Below are 16,004 nucleotides of genomic sequence, written 5' to 3' on the forward strand. Positions count from 1 at the left end.
TTGCTTCGGGCAGGACTTGTCACGTCGTGGAAGAAAGAGAAAACGAATGTCCCAACTGCGCCACCTCGTCTCACGCCGCGATTTCCTCGCCGGCGTTGCCGTGAGCGGAGCGCTGATTATGCTGCATCCGTTCTCCGCCCGGGCACAAGCCAATCAGGCGCATCTGAGGATTATGGAGACGACCGACATCCACGTGAATGTGCTGCCTTACGATTACTACGCCGACAAAGCCAACGACACGATGGGGCTGTCGCGAACGGCATCGTTGATTGAAGCCGTGCGCAAGGAAGCAACCAACGCGATGCTGGTCGATAATGGCGACCTTCTACAAGGCAACCCGATGGGCGACTACATCGCCTACGAGAGAGGGATGAAGGATGGCGATCTGCATCCGGTCATGAAGGGCATGAACCTGCTCGGCTACGAATGCTCGACGCTCGGCAACCACGAGTTCAACTATGGCCTGTCGTTCATGGGACAAGGTGCTGGCCGGTGCCAATTTCCCGTTCGTCTGCGCGAACCTGATCCGCGGCACCGAGCTCGCCGCGAACCCGCGCGACGACAAGCTCTATCTCAAGCCGTATGTCATCCTCGACAGGAAGATCAAAGACGGATCGGGCGCCGAGCAACCGATCAGGATCGGCATCATTGGCTTCGTGCCGCCGCAGATCATGGTCTGGGACCTGAAAAATCTCGAAGGCAGTGTCAAGACGCGCGACATCGTCGAGGCGGCCAAGGCGTGGGTGCCGCAAATGAAGGAAGAAGGCGCCGACATCGTCATTGCGCTCTCCCATTCCGGCATCGACGTGAAGCAAAGCGACATGATGGAGAATGCCTCCGCCTTCGTGGCAGGTGTCGAAGGCATCGATGCAGTGTTCACCGGCCACCAGCACCTCGTCTTCCCTGGCAAGAAGGACTTTCAGTCGTTGGAAGCCGTCGATCCGGCGAAAGGCACGCTGCAAGGCAAGCCCGCCGTTATGGCCGGCTTCTGGGGCTCGCATATGGGGCTGATCGATCTGTTGCTGGAGCGCGACGGATCGACATGGAAAATCGTCCCGGCGACCTCTGAGGCCAGGCCGATCTTTGAGCGGGTCGACAAGACGAACAAGCCGACCGTCGCGGACGACCAGCGCATCGTCGACGCGCTCAAACAGGATCACGAGGCGACGCTCGCCTATGTGCGCCGGCCTGTCGGCAAAACCTCGGCGCCGCTCTATTCCTATTTTGCGCTGGTCGCCGACGATCCATCGGTCCAGATCGTCAGTCAGGCGCAGACCTGGTACTTGAAGGACATCCTGAAGAACACCGAGTGGAAGGATATGCCGCTGCTGTCGGCAGCGGCACCGTTCAAGGCGGGTGGGCGCAACGGCGCCGACTATTACACCGACGTGCCGGTGGGCGATATCGCCATCAAGAACGTCGCCGACCTCTACCTCTATCCAAACACGGTGCGCGCCGTCGAAATCACCGGAGCGGAGGTGAAGGAATGGCTGGAAATGTCGGCCGGCATCTTCAACCGGATCGAACCGGGCAAAGCCGACCAGGCGCTCATCAACACTGACTTCCCATCCTATAATTTCGACGTGATCGACGGCGTCACCTACAAAATCGATCTGTCGCAGCCACCGAAATATGATTCGAAGGGCGGGCTGGTGAATGCTGGCTCGAACCGCATCATTGACTTGATGTTCAACGGCAATCCAATTGATCCCAAGGGGAAATTCGTCGTCGCCACCAACAACTACCGAGCCGGCGGCGGAGGCAATTTCCCGCAGATCAATGCCTCGAAGATCATCTACGAAGCGCCCGACACCAACCGCGATGTGATCGTTCGTTATATCGTCAGCAAAGGCACCATCAATCCGTCGGCGGACGCCAACTGGTCGTTTGCGCCACTACCGGGAACCAGCGTCGTATTCCAGACCGGCGCCAGGGCAAAGGATTTCATTGCGCAAGTGACGTCGCTGAAGATCGAGCCGGCGGGCGAGGGCGAAGCAGGGTTTGCCAAGTACCGCATCACTCTCTAGGTGAGGATTTGAGCGTCGACTCGAAACTGTCTCAGCGCTAAGATACTGTCCGGTATGGCAAACCTTTTTCCAGCAGATGGCCTTGTCACCCACGTGGTGCGAAACGCCGCTTGATGGCAGGCATGACCAGATCCAGTGCGTCCGTCGAAATCCCACCGGAATAATCGTCCGGCAGTTGGTCGATCGAGGCTGGGTCGTCGAGGCCTTGTGAAAAGCCGCCGCCGGAATAGGGACCGAGCAGGTAGACATGGCTGCCGACACCGTCCATACGGTCGAGAAAACGGTCCGGCCAGCCCCACATCCACTTTGCGACATTGACGGGGATGAGCAAAGTGCCCTGGCGGCAGGCATCAGGAACGTAGCCGCTCCAGCCGAGCGCAGTGTAGCGAAGAATGCAGCGCGTCAGGGATGCGCGACTCAGCGTGTGCGTATCCGGCAATGCTGCCTTGACCGCGTCCATAGGCCTGTCGCCGCCATAGACCGTCAGATTGGCGCGCTCGGCCGGCGTCAATGTGGCGAGCCAGGCAGCCAGCATCTCGCCTTCCTTGGGATCGTTGCTTTTGACGTTGATGTTGAAGCGCCGGTTCGGGAAGCGCTGCAAGACTTCATCCAGCGACGGCATCATGCCGACACCCTTGCCGCGAAACGGAAAGGTCTTGCCGCCATCGGCAGTGTAGCCATAACCAATATCGAGCGTCTTCAATTCGGACATTGCATGGCTGCGCGTTTCACCCTTGCCGTCGGTGCGACAATCCAGCGTCCAATCGTGGAAGACGGCGAACTTGCCGTCCGTGGTAGGATGGACATCAAGTTCGAGCGCGTCCGCACCGAGCGCGAAGGCGGCTTCCATCGACGGTATCGTGTTCTCGAGGAAGGAATGGCGCGGCGTCAGCATGCGAGCGGCCGTGCATGTTTCCGATCCGAGGTTCGTACGGTCGAAATCCTGAGCCAGGCCGCGATGCGCAAGCACCGAAGGGGTGCCGGCCGGCCGGCTCGAAAGCAGCGAGGTGTTGTTGAGCCAGATGCCGCCCGCAGCGACAAGAATTGCAACGAGGGAGATCGTCCGTCTGCGCATGATATGATTCCCATTGGCCGTTATGGCCGCATCCTGCGTCACGATCGGACTTTTTGACGGCCGGGCAGATCAAACGGCCGCTAAAGATTCCCGGGGAGGGTCCCCAGCAGCGTTGGAATCGTTATGGTTGCAGCCGTCCATATGCGCTAGTTTTAGTCATGCGTTATGTCATCGTCATCACGACCGTCACCTTTTTCCTGATCTGGGACGGCATTTACAACCAAGGCCGCTACCTCGACAGGACGGTCAGGGAGGTGACCCGCATCGTGCACTATGTAACCAGCATGGTGTAGTTTCTCTTCGCTGCTACGGTTCGCAGACGCGACAAACCTGCCGATTGACGGCACGCTGCCGCTGACACAAAAGAACGCCGGTCCAACGGTCGAGGAGGCTGGGTTGATCCGGCATATCGTTTTCTTCAGCGCACGGCATAAAGCGGATGTCGAGGCAGTGCGCACGGGCCTCCTGGCGCTTGGCAAGATACCTCATTCGCGTCATTTCGAGGTAACGCTCAACACCAAGGTCGACCCGCTCTCGGATGAGATCGATGTGGTCGTCTACGCCGAGTTCGAGGACGAAGCGGCGCTCGCCGCCTACAAGGCGCATCCGCTCTATGCAGAGACGACCAGCCGGGTCAAACCGCTACGCGAATTGCGTTATTCGGCCGACATCGTTGCAAGTTGACGAGTCGCCGTCCCCTAGGCGATGTGGTCTTGCCGCTGAGGCGTCGGCCAGCCCTTGAACCATTTTCAGGAATGAGGCACACCGCGCGGGACATGACCGAGAACACCTCCGCAAGGCCTCATCCGCTCGATCACTTGGTGCTGCCGACCGCGAGCCTCGATATTGCGCGGGCGCGCTTGACCCTGCTTGGCTTTACCGTTGCCCCGACAGGTATCCACCCTTTCGGAACGGAAAACTGCTGTGTCTTCCTCACCGACGGCACCTATCTCGAGCCGCTCGTGGTCGCCGACAGACAGGCCGTGGCAAAGGCGATCGCGAACCGCAATGTCTTTGTCGCGCGTGATCGCACCTATCGCGAAGAAAACGGCGATGAAGGATTTTCTGCCGTGGCGCTGGGCACCGAAAGCGCCGCCGCGGACTACGCGCGCTACATGGAAGCCGGTCTGTCGGCGGGAGACGCGCTAAGCTTTTCGCGCGCCTTCACCGATGCGACGGGAACGAGCGACACCGCATCGTTCAAACTGGCCTTCGCGGCTACAGGCAAGGCAACGGACGCTTTTCTCTTCGCCTGCGAGCGGATCAATGCGCCGAACATCGACCGCACTGCGTTGCAGGTCCACGCTAATGGCGCAACCGGCATTGTCGAAGTCGTAGCAGTCACTGGCGAACCTTTCGAACAAGGCCGGTTGATTTCGATCGCAGCCGGAATCGAGGCGCAGGGCGGCACTGTCTATGAGCTGCCGAATGCCGTTGTAACCATTCTGGATCCTGCAGCCTATTCGGCACGCTTCGGCATTCCTGCCGGCGCGCCATCTGAACTCCGCTTTGCTGGGATCGTCTTTTCGATTAGGCACGCCGACGCCGTCGCCAAGCTGCTTGCAGCCAATTCCGTCGAACACCACACGCGCGGCGGTGATATCATCGTGCCGCCGGCGCCAGGGCAGGGCGCCGCCTTCATTTTCCGGGAGATCGCATGAACAAGCTCAATCCACTGATGCCGAACTCTTCCGTTGCGGTCGGCAAAGTCATTTTCGGCAACAGCGCGCCCTTATCGCTGATCGCCGGTCCATGTCAGCTGGAATCGCGGCAGCACGCTTTCGACATGGCCGGTGCGCTAAAGGAATTGACTGAAAGGCTCGGCATTGGGCTCGTCTACAAGACCAGCTACGACAAGGCCAATCGCACCTCGCTTGGCGGCACGCGCGGCGCGGGGCTTGAAGCGGCAATGCCTATCTTCGACGACTTGCGCAAGAATTTTGTGCTGCCGATCCTGACTGACGTCCACACTGAGGAACAATGCGCGATCGTCGCTCCGCATGCCGATATCCTGCAGATTCCTGCCTTCCTCAGCCGCCAGACCGATTTGCTGATTGCTGCGGCAAGAACCGGCAAGGTGGTCAATGTGAAGAAGGGCCAATTCCTCGCGCCGTGGGACATGAAAAACGTCGTCGCCAAGATCATCGGCTCCGGCAACGCCAATGTCTTGGTGACCGAGCGCGGCGCATCCTTCGGTTACAACACCCTGGTGTCCGACATGCGGGCGCTGCCGATCATGGCCGAGATCGGTGCGCCGGTGATTTTCGATGCCACCCATTCCGTGCAGCAGCCGGGTGGGCAGGGCGGTTCGTCTGGAGGCGACCGGCGCTTTGTCGAGACGCTGGCGCGCGCGGCCGTCGCGGTTGGCGTCGCCGGCGTCTTCATCGAGACGCACCAGGACCCCGACAACGCGCCTTCCGACGGTCCCAACATGGTGCCGCTAAAGGATCTTCCCGCATTGCTTGAACGGCTGATGGCGTTCGATCGCATTGCCAAGAGCGTGGGTTGAACCAGCAGTTGCGCCACAGCAGCGTCGTCAAGAAAACTTTGAAGAATTTCGAACCCGCCTGGAACCTTAGCCCGCGGCCCTCATTGTCAAAATCTAATGTCAACGACGACGAGGAGAACACCATGACGACCCAGACGGGACACACCGAAGCCATCGCCGCTTCGCGGGTTATCGGCACATCGGTCTACAACACGGAAGGCACTCATATCGGCGACATCGAGGACGTCATGCTCGACAAATTGTCGAACGGAATCATGTTTGCCGTGATCGGTTTTGGCGGATTTCTCGGCATTGGCGAGAAATACCACGCCATTCCGTGGGCGAGCCTTGATTATGACGAGAACAAGGGTGGCTATGTCGTGCCGTTCACCAAAGACCAGCTGATGGCCGCTCCTTCTTACTCGATCAACGAGCTGACCGGCGCCGACGGCGAGGCCGCACGTGACGCCTCATACAACTACTACAAGGTCGAGCCTTACTGGCATTGACCTTACTGGCACCGACTAAGTCTCCTGGAATCAAAAAGGCCCCCGGGAAATCGGGGGCCTTTCGATGTGGCGGGTTGCTACTGCGCAATCTGCAGGGCCGGCAAAGGCGACGATCCCTGCGGGGGTTGCTGATTGTCGCACGACGTCAGGAACGCAGCCGCGATCAGGAACAAACTCACAATACCGCTCAACTGGGACATGGCGAAACTCCTCCTGTTTCGCCCCGCGCGACAACAGCCATAAACCAGAAACCGGCATGCGGCCTATGACAAATGATGACAGTGTTTTGTGCTTCGTGAGTCCCAAGAGCGGCAATGGGCGCGGGGCAATATTTGCAACTGCCCCGATTGCGTTTTGCGGCGCTTTGGCTAAGAGGTGCGCGACGCTTCAATCGATCAATCGGGGACATCGCAATGACGGCCATCATCGACATTGTCGGGCGTGAAATCCTGGACAGCCGCGGAAATCCGACCGTCGAGGTCGACGTCGTGCTCGAAGACGGTTCGATGGGTCGCGCCGCGGTGCCGTCCGGTGCCTCTACCGGCGCGCATGAGGCGGTCGAACTGCGCGATGGCGGCCCCCGCTATCTCGGCAAAGGCGTGCTCACGGCGGTCGAGGCGGTGAACGGCGAGCTGTTCGAGGCGATCGGCGGCATGGAGGCAGAGAATCAGATCCATATCGACCAGACCATGATCGAGCTCGATGGTACGGCCAACAAGAGCCGGCTCGGCGCCAACGCCGTCCTCGGCGTGTCGCTGGCGGTGGCCAAGGCCGCGGCCGAAGCGGCCGACCTGCCGCTCTACCGTTATGTCGGCGGTACCAAGGCCCATGTGCTGCCGGTGCCTATGATGAATATCATCAATGGCGGCGCGCATGCCGACAACCCGATCGATTTCCAGGAATTCATGATCCTGCCGATCGGCGCGCCGACGCTGCGCGACGGCGTGCGCTGGGGCTCGGAGATCTTTCATACGCTGCGAAAGAAGCTGAAGGACGCCGGCCATAACACCAATGTCGGTGACGAGGGCGGCTTTGCTCCCAACCTGAAGAGCGCGCCGGCCGCGCTCGACTTCATCATGGAATCGATCGAGCAGGCTGGCTTCAAGCCTGGCGAGGAGGTTGCGCTAGGCCTCGACTGCGCGGCGACCGAATTTTTCAAGGATGGTAACTACGTCTATGAAGGCGAGAGGAAAACCCGCGACCCGAAGGCACAGGCCAGATATCTGGCCAAACTTGCTGCCGACTACCCGATCATCACCATTGAGGACGGCCTGGCGGAGGATGACTGGGACGGTTGGAAAATGCTGACCGATCTCATCGGCAAGCAAACGCAGCTGGTTGGCGACGATCTGTTCGTCACCAACACGGCGCGGCTGCGCGACGGCATCCGCATGGGTGTCGCCAATTCGATCCTGGTCAAGGTCAACCAGATCGGCTCGCTTACCGAAACGCTCGACGCCGTAGAGACCGCGCACAAGGCCGGCTATACCGCAGTGATGTCGCACCGCTCGGGCGAGACCGAGGATGCGACCATCGCCGACCTCGCCGTTGCCACCAATTGCGGGCAGATCAAGACGGGCTCGCTGTCGCGCTCGGATCGCATGGCCAAGTACAACCAGCTCATCCGCATTGAGGAGGAGCTCGGCAAGCAGGCGCAATATGCCGGCAAGTCGATCGTGAAAAGGTGATTCCGAGAGAAAATCCGTGGCGGCGAGGGCGGGGACATTCCCGCCCTTTTTTGCTTCCTGGCTCTGAATCCAACAGGCTGTAACCGTCCATTAAGCACAATCGGGCGACAAAGGCGGCGTAGGGGATTCGGACCATGTGGACACGCCAGCACAAGCAAAGAAACACCGGCCGGCTGATCATCCCCTCGCTCTGCGTGGTGTTCCTGACTTATTTCGGCTTCCATGCCTATCATGGCGAGTTCGGGATATATTCCAAGTATCAGCTCGAAGCCGAGACTGCCGAATTGCAGGGCAGGCTCAATGCCGTCAGGACGCGCCGGATCGATCTCGAGCGCCGCGTTCAGCTGATGCATGAGGGCACGCTGGAGAAGGACATGCTGGACGAGCAGGCGCGCAAGGCGCTTAATCTGTCCCACGCCGACGAGATCACCATTATGTTGCCGGTCGCAAGATAACCTGATTTCAGTTAATCGGCGATATTTGCAATGATTTTAATTGCTTAGATGCATGACAGCCATGCGTTTTCGGCATGGCGAAAGCCTTCCCTGCATGTTAGCCTGCCTCAAATCGGTGGGAGAACTGATCTCCCTCGCTGTCCGCCAAGAGACGCCAACAGGGAGTGATGCATGGCCACCGCCACCAGAAAAGCGCCTGCCAAATCCAAATCAGACGGTAAAACGCCGGGCCTTTCCACCCCGAAGCCTGTTGAATTCACCAAAGACCAGGAGCTTGCCGCCTACCGGCACATGCTGCTCATCCGCCGCTTCGAGGAAAAGGCCGGCCAGCTTTACGGCATGGGCTTCATCGGCGGTTTCTGCCACCTCTACATCGGCCAGGAAGCGGTCGTTACCGGCATGAAGATGGCGCTGATCGATGGCGACCAGATGATCACCGCCTATCGCGACCATGGTCATATGCTGGCCATGGAGTTGTCACCGCGCGGCGTCATGGCCGAACTGACCGGGCGCCGTAGCGGCCTGTCGAGAGGCAAGGGCGGCTCCATGCACATGTTCTCCAAGGAGAAGCATTTTTACGGCGGCCACGGCATCGTCGGCGCGCAAGTGTCGCTCGGCACCGGCATTGCCTTCGCCAACCGCTATCGCGGCAACAACAATGTGACGCTGACCTATTTCGGCGATGGCGCCGCGAACCAGGGCCAGGTCTACGAAAGCTTCAACATGGCGTCGCTGTGGAAGCTTCCGGTGATCTACATCATCGAGAACAACCGCTACGCCATGGGCACCTCGGTCTCGCGCTCTTCGGCCGAGACGGATTTCTCGCACCGCGGCGCCTCCTTCAAGATTCCAGGCATCCAGGTCGACGGCATGGATGTGCGCGCCGTTAAGGCCGCCGGCGACCTCGCCGCCGAATGGTGCCGCGCCGGCAACGGGCCGCTCATTCTCGAAATGCAGACCTATCGTTACCGCGGCCATTCGATGTCGGATCCGGCAAAATACCGCTCCAAGGAAGAAGTGCAGAAAATGCGCTCCGAACGTGACCCGATCGAGCAGGTCAAGGCGCGGTTGCTCGACAAGAAATGGGCAAGCGAGGACGAACTCAAGGCCATCGACAAGGAAGTCCGCGACGTCGTCGCCGACGCCGCAGAATTTGCCCAGAACGACGCGGAGCCGGATCCGTCCGAGCTCTGGACCGACATCGTACTTTAACGAGAGGGCAAGGACATGCCGATCGAAATTCTCATGCCCGCCCTCTCGCCGACCATGGAAGAGGGTAATGTTTCCAAGTGGTTGAAGAAAGAGGGCGACAAGGTCGTAGCCGGTGACGCCATTGCCGAGATCGAGACCGACAAGGCAACGATGGAAGTCGAAGCCGTGGACGACGGCACCCTTGCCAAGATCGTGGTTCCTGCCGGCACCGAGGGTGTCAAAGTCAACACACTGATCGCTGTGCTGGCCGTCGATGGCGAAGACGTCGACGAGGCAGGCGAAGGTATCGGCGAGGAGGCCATTGAGTCGCAAGCGGAAGCGCCCGCGGCTGCTCCGGCCAAGAGCGAAGCTGCAGCACCTGTTGCCGCCGCACCCAAGCTGGAAATTGCCGCCGATCCCGACGTCCCGGCCGGCACCGAAATGGTCTCGACCACGGTACGTGAAGCCTTGCGCGATGCAATGGCGGAGGAAATGCGCCGCGACGGCGATGTCTTTGTCATGGGCGAGGAGGTTGCCGAGTACCAGGGCGCCTACAAGATCACGCAAGGCCTGTTGCAGGAATTCGGTCCGCGGCGCGTGGTCGACACGCCGATCACCGAGCACGGCTTTGCCGGCGTTGGTGTTGGCGCGGCGATGGCCGGCTTGAAGCCGATCGTCGAATTCATGACCTTCAACTTCGCCATGCAGGCGATCGACCAGATCATCAATTCTGCCGCCAAGACGCTCTACATGTCTGGCGGCCAGATGGGTGCCCCGATCGTCTTTCGCGGCCCGAACGGGGCGGCTGCCCGCGTCGCCGCGCAGCATTCGCAATGCTATGCCGCCTGGTACAGCCATATTCCCGGCCTGAAAGTGGTGATGCCTTATACCGCCGCCGACGCCAAGGGTCTGCTCAAGGCGGCGATTCGCGACCCGAACCCGGTCATCTTCCTCGAGAACGAAATCCTTTACGGCCACTCCTTCGACGTGCCGAAGATGGACGATTTCGTGCTGCCGATCGGCAAGGCGCGCATTCACAAATCCGGCAAGGACGTGACCATCGTCTCGTTCGGCATCGGCATGACCTACGCGATTAAGGCCGAGGCGGAGTTGCGTGGCATGGGCATCGATGCCGAGATAATCGACTTGCGCACCATCCGCCCGCTCGACTTCGACACGATCATCGCCTCGGTCAAAAAGACCAATCGCCTGGTGGTGGTCGAGGAAGGCTTTCCGCAGAACTCGGTCGGCGACCATATCGCCAATCAGGTCTCGCAGCGTGCCTTCGATTTCCTCGACGCACCGGTCATCACCATTGCCGGCAAGGACGTGCCGATGCCCTATGCAGCGAACCTCGAAAAGCTGGCGTTGCCCAATGTCGGCGAGGTCGTCGAGGCGGTCAAAGCCGTCACATATCGCTGAGCAGGGCGGAGGACAAAATGCCTATCAACATCACCATGCCGGCGCTGTCGCCCACAATGGAAGAAGGCAACCTTTCCAAGTGGCTGGTCAAGGAAGGCGACAAGGTTTCGCCCGGCGACGTGATTGCCGAGATCGAGACCGACAAGGCAACGATGGAAGTCGAAGCCGTCGACGAAGGCACGGTCGCCAAGCTGGTGGTTCCGGCGGGCACTGAAGGCGTCAAGGTCAATGCGCTGATCGCGGTCTTGGCGGCTGAGGGGGAGGATGCGGCGGCCGCCGCGAAAAGCGGTGATGGCGCTGCGCCGGCAAAGGCTGAGGCGAAGCAGGAAAAAGCACCAATCTCCCCACCCGTGGGGGAGATGTCGACGAAGTCGACAGAGGGGGGCGCTGTCCCTCCCGCCGCAGGGAGCGAGGCGCCCCCCTCTGGCCTGCCCTCGTTGCCCCCAGTTGGCATCTCCCCCACACGGGGGGAGATCAGCCAATCGGCAAACGGTGAGCGCATCTTCGCGTCGCCGCTGGCCCGGCGCATTGCCAGCGAAGCCGGTATAGATGTCGCGGCGCTGACCGGCTCCGGCCCCCACGGCCGCGTGGTAAAGGCCGATGTCGATGCCGCAATTTCCGGTGGCGGCGCCAAGGCGGCACCAGCAGCAAAAGCGGCCCCCGCCGGCGCTCCGGCGCCTGCCGCCGCAGCACCCAAGGCGATGCCGGACGAGCAGGTGCTCAAACTGTTCGCCGAAGGTTCCTACGATCTTGTCCCGCATGACAGTATGCGCAAGACGATTGCGCGGCGGCTGGTCGAGGCCAAGACCACCATCCCGCATTTCTATCTGACGCTCGACTGCGAACTCGATGCACTTCTGGCCCTGCGCACACAGATCAATGCGGCCGCCCCGGTGAAGAAGACCGAGAAGGGCGAAACGCCGGCCTACAAGCTGTCGGTCAACGACATGGTCATCAAGGCTCTTGCCATGGCGCTGATGGCGGTTCCGGATGCCAATGCGTCGTGGACAGAAAACGCCATGATCAAGCACAAGCACGCCGATGTCGGCGTTGCCGTATCGATCCCCGGCGGCCTGATCACCCCGATCATCCGGCGTGCTGACGAAAAGACGATGTCCGTTATCTCCAACGAGATGAAGGACCTTGCCGGGCGCGCCCGCAGCCGCAAGCTGAAGCCGGAAGAATATCAGGGCGGCACCACGGCGGTGTCCAATCTCGGCATGTTCGGCGTCAAGGATTTTTCTGCCGTCATCAACCCGCCGCACGCGACGATCCTGGCGGTCGGCGCCGGCGAGCAACGCGCGGTGGTGAAGAACGGCGAGATCAAGATCGCAACAATCATGTCGGTGACGCTGTCGACCGATCACCGCGCAGTCGACGGTGCGCTCGGCGCCGAGCTGCTCGTCGCCTTCAAGCGCATGATCGAAAATCCGATGGGCATGCTGGTCTAAGCGGGGAACAGGGCGGTGCGGAAATTCTACACCAGCCTTTTCGCCTCCATCCAATCCGGCTCGTAAACGATTATCGTACATTGGCTGTTCGGGCGGTAGCGATTGCGGATAGGTCTTTGTTGGAGGGGGGAAAACGCATGAAAACGGTCCTCTGCTATGGCGATTCGCTGACCTGGGGCTATGACGCGGCAAGCCTCGGCCGGCACCCGCTGGAAGATCGCTGGCCGAGCGTGCTGCAGGCGGCATTGGGCAGCGGCGTCGAGGTCGTTGCCGAAGGCCTGAATGGCCGAACCACAGCCTTCGACGATCACTTGGCCGGGGCGGACCGCAATGGCGCAAGGCTGTTGCCAACAATCCTGACGACGCACGCACCGATCGACTTGATCATTATTATGCTCGGCGCCAACGATATGAAGCCGTGGATTCATGGTAATCCGGTCGCGGCCAAGCAAGGCATGCAACGCCTGATCGATATCGTGCGCTGTCACGATTACCCGTTCAATTGGCCGGCGCCGCAGATCCTGATCGTCGCGCCGCCCGTAGTCAGCCGCACGGAAAACGCCGAGTTCAAGGAAATGTTCGCTGGCGGCGATGACGCGTCAAAGCGGCTGGCGCCGCAATATTCCGCCCTTGCCGACGAGGCCGGCTGTGGCTTCTTCGATGCCGGCACGGTGGCCAAAACCACGCCGCTCGACGGCGTCCATCTCGATGCCGAAAACACGCGGAACGTCGGGCAAGCGCTGGCGCCGCTCGTGCGCCTCATGTTGGAATTGTGAAGGAGAAAGCCGTGGCTGAGAACTACGACGTCATCATCATCGGCTCCGGCCCCGGCGGCTATGTCACTGCAGTGCGTTCGGCGCAGCTTGGCTTCAAGACGGCGATCGTCGAGCGCGAGCACTTGGGTGGCATCTGCCTCAACTGGGGCTGCATTCCGACCAAAGCGCTACTGCGCTCCGCCGAGATCATGCACTATTCGGATCATCTGAAGGACTACGGCCTGAAGAACGATGGCAAGGTCAGCGTCGACACAGCCGCCGTCGTCGATCGATCACGAAAGGTCTCGCTGCGACTCAACGGCGGCGTCGGCTTCTTGATGAAGAAGAACAAGGTCGACGTCATCTGGGGCGAAGCCAAACTGACCAAACCTGGCGAGATCGTCGTGTCAAAATCGTCGAAGAAGCCGATGGAGCCGCAGCCGCCGGCGCCCAAGGGCGTCAAGGGTGAGGGCACCTATAGCGCCAAGCACATCATTCTGGCGACCGGCGCCAGGCCGCGCGCGCTGCCCGGCATCGAGCCTGATGGCAAGTTGATCTGGACCTATTTCGAGGCGATGGTGCCGAAAGAGATGCCAAAATCGCTGCTGGTGATGGGCTCGGGCGCCATCGGCATCGAGTTCGCCTCGTTCTACCGCACCATGGGCGCCGAGGTGACGGTGGTCGAACTGCTGCCAGCCGTGATGCCGGTCGAGGACGCCGAAGTGTCGAAGTTTGCGCAAAAGCAGTTCGAGAAGCAGGGCATGAAGATCATCCTCGAAGCCAAGGTAACCAAGGTCGAGAAGGGCGCCAGTTCGGTCACCGCGCATGTCGAGATGAAGGACGGCAAGGTCGAGAAGATCACCGCCGATCGTATGATCTCGGCCGTCGGCGTACAGGGTAACATCGAAAACCTCGGCCTCGAGACGCTCGGCGTGAAGACCGACCGCGGTTGCGTCGTCGTCGACGGCTACGGCAAGACCAACGTGCCGGGCATCTACGCCATCGGCGACGTTGCCGGACCGCCGATGCTCGCCCACAAGGCCGAGCATGAGGGCGTGGTCTGTGTGGAAAAGATCGCCAATTTCCCCGGCGTGCATGCCACCGACAAGCTGAAGATCCCAGGCTGCACCTATTGCAATCCGCAAGTCGCCTCGGTCGGACTGACAGAAGCCAAAGCGAAAGCCGACGGAAAGGACATCCGTGTCGGCCGCTTTCAGTTCGCGGCAAACGGCAAAGCGATTGCGCTCGGCGAGGACCAAGGCTTCGTCAAGACCATTTTCGACAAGAAGACCGGCCAGTTGCTGGGTGCCCACATGGTCGGCGCAGAAGTAACCGAACTGATCCAGGGCTTCGTCGTGGCGATGAATCTGGAGACCACCGAGGAAGAGCTGATGCACACGATCTTCCCGCACCCGACCCTGTCAGAGATGATGAAGGAGAGTGTACTCGACGCCTATGGTCGCGCACTGAATGCATGATAAATTAGTTGGGCGAGTCTCACAGGGAAGACACAACGGAACTCGACGGCAGAGCAATTCGTTTCGCAGGCATCATCCATCATACAAGGAGAGGGCATATGGAAATGAACGGCGTGGGCTGGGTAGCAGCCATCATCATCGGTGGCCTGGCGGGATGGCTCGCCGAGATGGTCATGAAGAGCAATACCGGCATCCTCATGAACATCGTTCTCGGCATTGTCGGCGCAATCGTGTTGAACGCCATCTTGCAGGCCCTGAACATTGGCATCTTCGGCGTCGGCTGGATCGCCTATCTGATCACCGGCTTCATCGGCGCCTGCATTCTGATTGCGGTCGGACGACTGGTGCGCCGCTAACCTCTGTCGGCACTTGCTATGCGAAAAAGGCCACCGCGGCATGCGTGATCGCGGCCTTTTTCTTTTCGCCGAAAAGTCCTAGATGACGTGGGTAGAGCGAGCGCTGGACAAGCGCTTGCCAATGAGCCGGGTTTCACATGGTCACCGTCCTTGACACGATTGCCAATGCGCCGCGCCTGCGGCATCCCGAAAAGGCGCACAAGCCGGATCAGGACGTACTGCGCAAGCCTGACTGGATCCGCGTCAAGGCGCCGATGTCGAAAGGCTATGCCGAGACGCGCGAAATCGTGAAGTCTCACAAGCTAGTGACGGTTTGCGAAGAGGCGGGCTGCCCCAATATCGGCGAGTGCTGGGAGAAGAAGCACGCCACCTTCATGATCATGGGCGAGATCTGCACGCGGGCCTGCGCCTTTTGCAATGTCGCCACCGGCATCCCGACCGCACTCGATCCCGACGAGCCGGCGCGTGTCGCGCATGCGGTCAAGCAGATGGGCTTGAGCCATGTCGTCATCACCTCCGTCGATCGCGACGATCTCGCGGATGGCGGGGCCCAGCATTTTGCCGATGTCATCCGTGCGATCAGGGCAGCAACCCCGTTGACGACGATCGAAATCCTGACGCCCGATTTCCTGCGCAAGGACGGTGCGCTGGAGATCGTCGTGGCGGCCAAGCCGGATGTTTTCAACCATAATCTCGAGACCGTGCCGTCTAACTATCTGACGGTTCGGCCGGGCGCGCGCTATTTCCACTCGATCAGGCTCTTGCAGCGGGTCAAGGAGCTTGACCCCTCGATCTTCACCAAGTCCGGCATCATGGTTGGCCTTGGCGAGGAGCGGAACGAAATCCTGCAACTGATGGACGACCTGCGTTCGGCCAATGTCGACTTCATGACCATCGGCCAATATCTGCAGCCGTCGAAGAAACACCATCCGGTGATCCGCTTCGTCACGCCTGAGGAATTCAAGTCCTTCGAGACGATCGGCAGGACCAAGGGCTTCCTGCTGGTGGCGTCGAGCCCGCTGACGCGCTCGTCGCACCATGCCGGCGACGATTTCGCCAGACTACGCGCGGCGCGTGAAGCGTTTCTCAGGAAGTCCGCCTAACAAACT

At 60.5% G+C, this 16,004-nt stretch carries 16 protein-coding genes and 1 pseudogene; 15 read left to right on the forward strand and 2 right to left on the reverse strand.

The features are described from left to right. The first annotated feature begins 46 nt into the window (after positions 1–46). Positions 47–2,027: pseudogene (locus NKH78_RS14440) on the forward strand (bifunctional 2',3'-cyclic-nucleotide 2'-phosphodiesterase/3'-nucleotidase). An 85-nt stretch (positions 2,028–2,112) separates the two neighbouring features. Here NKH78_RS14440 and NKH78_RS14445 read toward each other — a convergent pair. Then, positions 2,113–3,102 carry a glycerophosphodiester phosphodiesterase family protein gene (locus tag NKH78_RS14445; RefSeq protein ID WP_352736434.1) on the reverse strand — a complete coding sequence of 330 codons (990 nt, stop codon included), beginning with the start codon at positions 3,100–3,102 and terminating at the stop codon, positions 2,113–2,115. A 158-nt stretch (positions 3,103–3,260) separates the two neighbouring features. Here NKH78_RS14445 and NKH78_RS14450 point away from each other — a divergent pair, with 158 nt between their 5' ends. The 5 genes from NKH78_RS14450 (at position 3,261) to NKH78_RS14470 (ending at position 6,099) form a co-directional block, all read left to right on the forward strand. Then, on the forward strand, positions 3,261–3,395 hold the full coding sequence (locus NKH78_RS14450) for a hypothetical protein (protein WP_292655342.1): 135 nt from the start codon (positions 3,261–3,263) through the stop codon (positions 3,393–3,395). 103 nt (positions 3,396–3,498) lie between these two features. After that, positions 3,499–3,786, forward strand: coding sequence for a Dabb family protein (locus tag NKH78_RS14455; protein WP_254817185.1), 288 nt, complete (start codon positions 3,499–3,501; stop codon positions 3,784–3,786). A gap of 92 nt (positions 3,787–3,878) precedes the next feature. Then, positions 3,879–4,763 (forward strand): VOC family protein, encoded by an 885-nt coding sequence (locus tag NKH78_RS14460; RefSeq protein WP_352736436.1) that lies wholly within the window; start codon positions 3,879–3,881, stop codon positions 4,761–4,763. After that, entirely contained in the window at positions 4,760–5,611 is an 852-nt protein-coding gene (gene kdsA / locus NKH78_RS14465; protein WP_352736438.1) for a 3-deoxy-8-phosphooctulonate synthase, read from the forward strand. Before NKH78_RS14460 ends, kdsA begins: the two co-directional genes overlap by 4 nt. Before the next feature lie 122 nt (positions 5,612–5,733). Then, a complete protein-coding gene (locus tag NKH78_RS14470; protein ID WP_023675091.1) occupies positions 5,734–6,099 on the forward strand; it encodes a PRC-barrel domain-containing protein in 366 nt (121 codons plus the stop codon). Between the two features lie 77 nt (positions 6,100–6,176). Here NKH78_RS14470 and NKH78_RS14475 read toward each other — a convergent pair whose 3' ends face one another. Continuing rightward, complete coding sequence (locus NKH78_RS14475; RefSeq protein WP_084642452.1) at positions 6,177–6,299, reverse strand: hypothetical protein; 123 nt, start codon at positions 6,297–6,299, stop codon at positions 6,177–6,179. 213 nt (positions 6,300–6,512) lie between these two features. Between NKH78_RS14475 and eno the strand changes: the two genes are divergently transcribed. The 9 genes from eno to lipA all read left to right on the forward strand — a co-directional run bounded on the left by eno (position 6,513) and on the right by lipA (position 15,998). After that, positions 6,513–7,787 (forward strand): phosphopyruvate hydratase, encoded by a 1,275-nt coding sequence (gene eno, locus NKH78_RS14480; protein WP_352704004.1) that lies wholly within the window; start codon positions 6,513–6,515, stop codon positions 7,785–7,787. A gap of 134 nt (positions 7,788–7,921) precedes the next feature. Beyond that, positions 7,922–8,242 (forward strand): FtsB family cell division protein, encoded by a 321-nt coding sequence (locus NKH78_RS14485; protein WP_352704002.1) that lies wholly within the window; start codon positions 7,922–7,924, stop codon positions 8,240–8,242. A gap of 171 nt (positions 8,243–8,413) precedes the next feature. After that, a complete protein-coding gene (pdhA, locus tag NKH78_RS14490; protein ID WP_352507419.1) occupies positions 8,414–9,454 on the forward strand; it encodes a pyruvate dehydrogenase (acetyl-transferring) E1 component subunit alpha in 1,041 nt (346 codons plus the stop codon). Between the two features lie 15 nt (positions 9,455–9,469). After that, entirely contained in the window at positions 9,470–10,855 is a 1,386-nt protein-coding gene (locus NKH78_RS14495) for a pyruvate dehydrogenase complex E1 component subunit beta (RefSeq protein ID WP_352703999.1), read from the forward strand. A gap of 17 nt (positions 10,856–10,872) precedes the next feature. Then, positions 10,873–12,306: a pyruvate dehydrogenase complex dihydrolipoamide acetyltransferase gene (locus NKH78_RS14500; protein WP_352703997.1), complete on the forward strand. Its 1,434-nt coding sequence runs from the start codon at positions 10,873–10,875 to the stop codon at positions 12,304–12,306. A gap of 137 nt (positions 12,307–12,443) precedes the next feature. Next, positions 12,444–13,082, forward strand: a complete 639-nt coding sequence (locus NKH78_RS14505; RefSeq protein WP_352703995.1) for an SGNH/GDSL hydrolase family protein — start codon at positions 12,444–12,446, stop codon at positions 13,080–13,082. 11 nt (positions 13,083–13,093) lie between these two features. Further along, a complete protein-coding gene (gene lpdA, locus NKH78_RS14510; RefSeq protein WP_352736440.1) occupies positions 13,094–14,539 on the forward strand; it encodes a dihydrolipoyl dehydrogenase in 1,446 nt (481 codons plus the stop codon). A gap of 98 nt (positions 14,540–14,637) precedes the next feature. Further along, a complete protein-coding gene (locus NKH78_RS14515) occupies positions 14,638–14,895 on the forward strand; it encodes a GlsB/YeaQ/YmgE family stress response membrane protein (protein WP_023675081.1) in 258 nt (85 codons plus the stop codon). A gap of 137 nt (positions 14,896–15,032) precedes the next feature. After that, positions 15,033–15,998 carry a lipoyl synthase gene (lipA, locus tag NKH78_RS14520; RefSeq protein WP_352478827.1) on the forward strand — a complete coding sequence of 322 codons (966 nt, stop codon included), beginning with the start codon at positions 15,033–15,035 and terminating at the stop codon, positions 15,996–15,998. The last annotated feature ends 6 nt before the right edge of the window (positions 15,999–16,004 follow it).

Origin of the sequence: Mesorhizobium sp. M0910 (assembly GCF_040319465.1) — a bacterium.
Taxonomy (GTDB): domain Bacteria; phylum Pseudomonadota; class Alphaproteobacteria; order Rhizobiales; family Rhizobiaceae; genus Mesorhizobium.

Coding starts and splice junctions, on each gene's coding strand:
- NKH78_RS14445 (WP_352736434.1), bottom strand. CDS start 3,102: ATGCGCAGACGGACGATCTCCCTCGTTGCAATTCTTGTCGCTGCGGGC.
- NKH78_RS14450 (WP_292655342.1), top strand. CDS start 3,261: ATGCGTTATGTCATCGTCATCACGACCGTCACCTTTTTCCTGATCTGG.
- NKH78_RS14460 (WP_352736436.1), top strand. CDS start 3,879: ATGACCGAGAACACCTCCGCAAGGCCTCATCCGCTCGATCACTTGGTG.
- kdsA (WP_352736438.1), top strand. CDS start 4,760: ATGAACAAGCTCAATCCACTGATGCCGAACTCTTCCGTTGCGGTCGGC.
- NKH78_RS14470 (WP_023675091.1), top strand. CDS start 5,734: ATGACGACCCAGACGGGACACACCGAAGCCATCGCCGCTTCGCGGGTT.
- NKH78_RS14475 (WP_084642452.1), bottom strand. CDS start 6,299: ATGTCCCAGTTGAGCGGTATTGTGAGTTTGTTCCTGATCGCGGCTGCG.
- eno (WP_352704004.1), top strand. CDS start 6,513: ATGACGGCCATCATCGACATTGTCGGGCGTGAAATCCTGGACAGCCGC.
- NKH78_RS14485 (WP_352704002.1), top strand. CDS start 7,922: ATGTGGACACGCCAGCACAAGCAAAGAAACACCGGCCGGCTGATCATC.
- pdhA (WP_352507419.1), top strand. CDS start 8,414: ATGGCCACCGCCACCAGAAAAGCGCCTGCCAAATCCAAATCAGACGGT.
- NKH78_RS14495 (WP_352703999.1), top strand. CDS start 9,470: ATGCCGATCGAAATTCTCATGCCCGCCCTCTCGCCGACCATGGAAGAG.
- NKH78_RS14500 (WP_352703997.1), top strand. CDS start 10,873: ATGCCTATCAACATCACCATGCCGGCGCTGTCGCCCACAATGGAAGAA.
- NKH78_RS14505 (WP_352703995.1), top strand. CDS start 12,444: ATGAAAACGGTCCTCTGCTATGGCGATTCGCTGACCTGGGGCTATGAC.
- NKH78_RS14515 (WP_023675081.1), top strand. CDS start 14,638: ATGGAAATGAACGGCGTGGGCTGGGTAGCAGCCATCATCATCGGTGGC.
- lipA (WP_352478827.1), top strand. CDS start 15,033: ATGGTCACCGTCCTTGACACGATTGCCAATGCGCCGCGCCTGCGGCAT.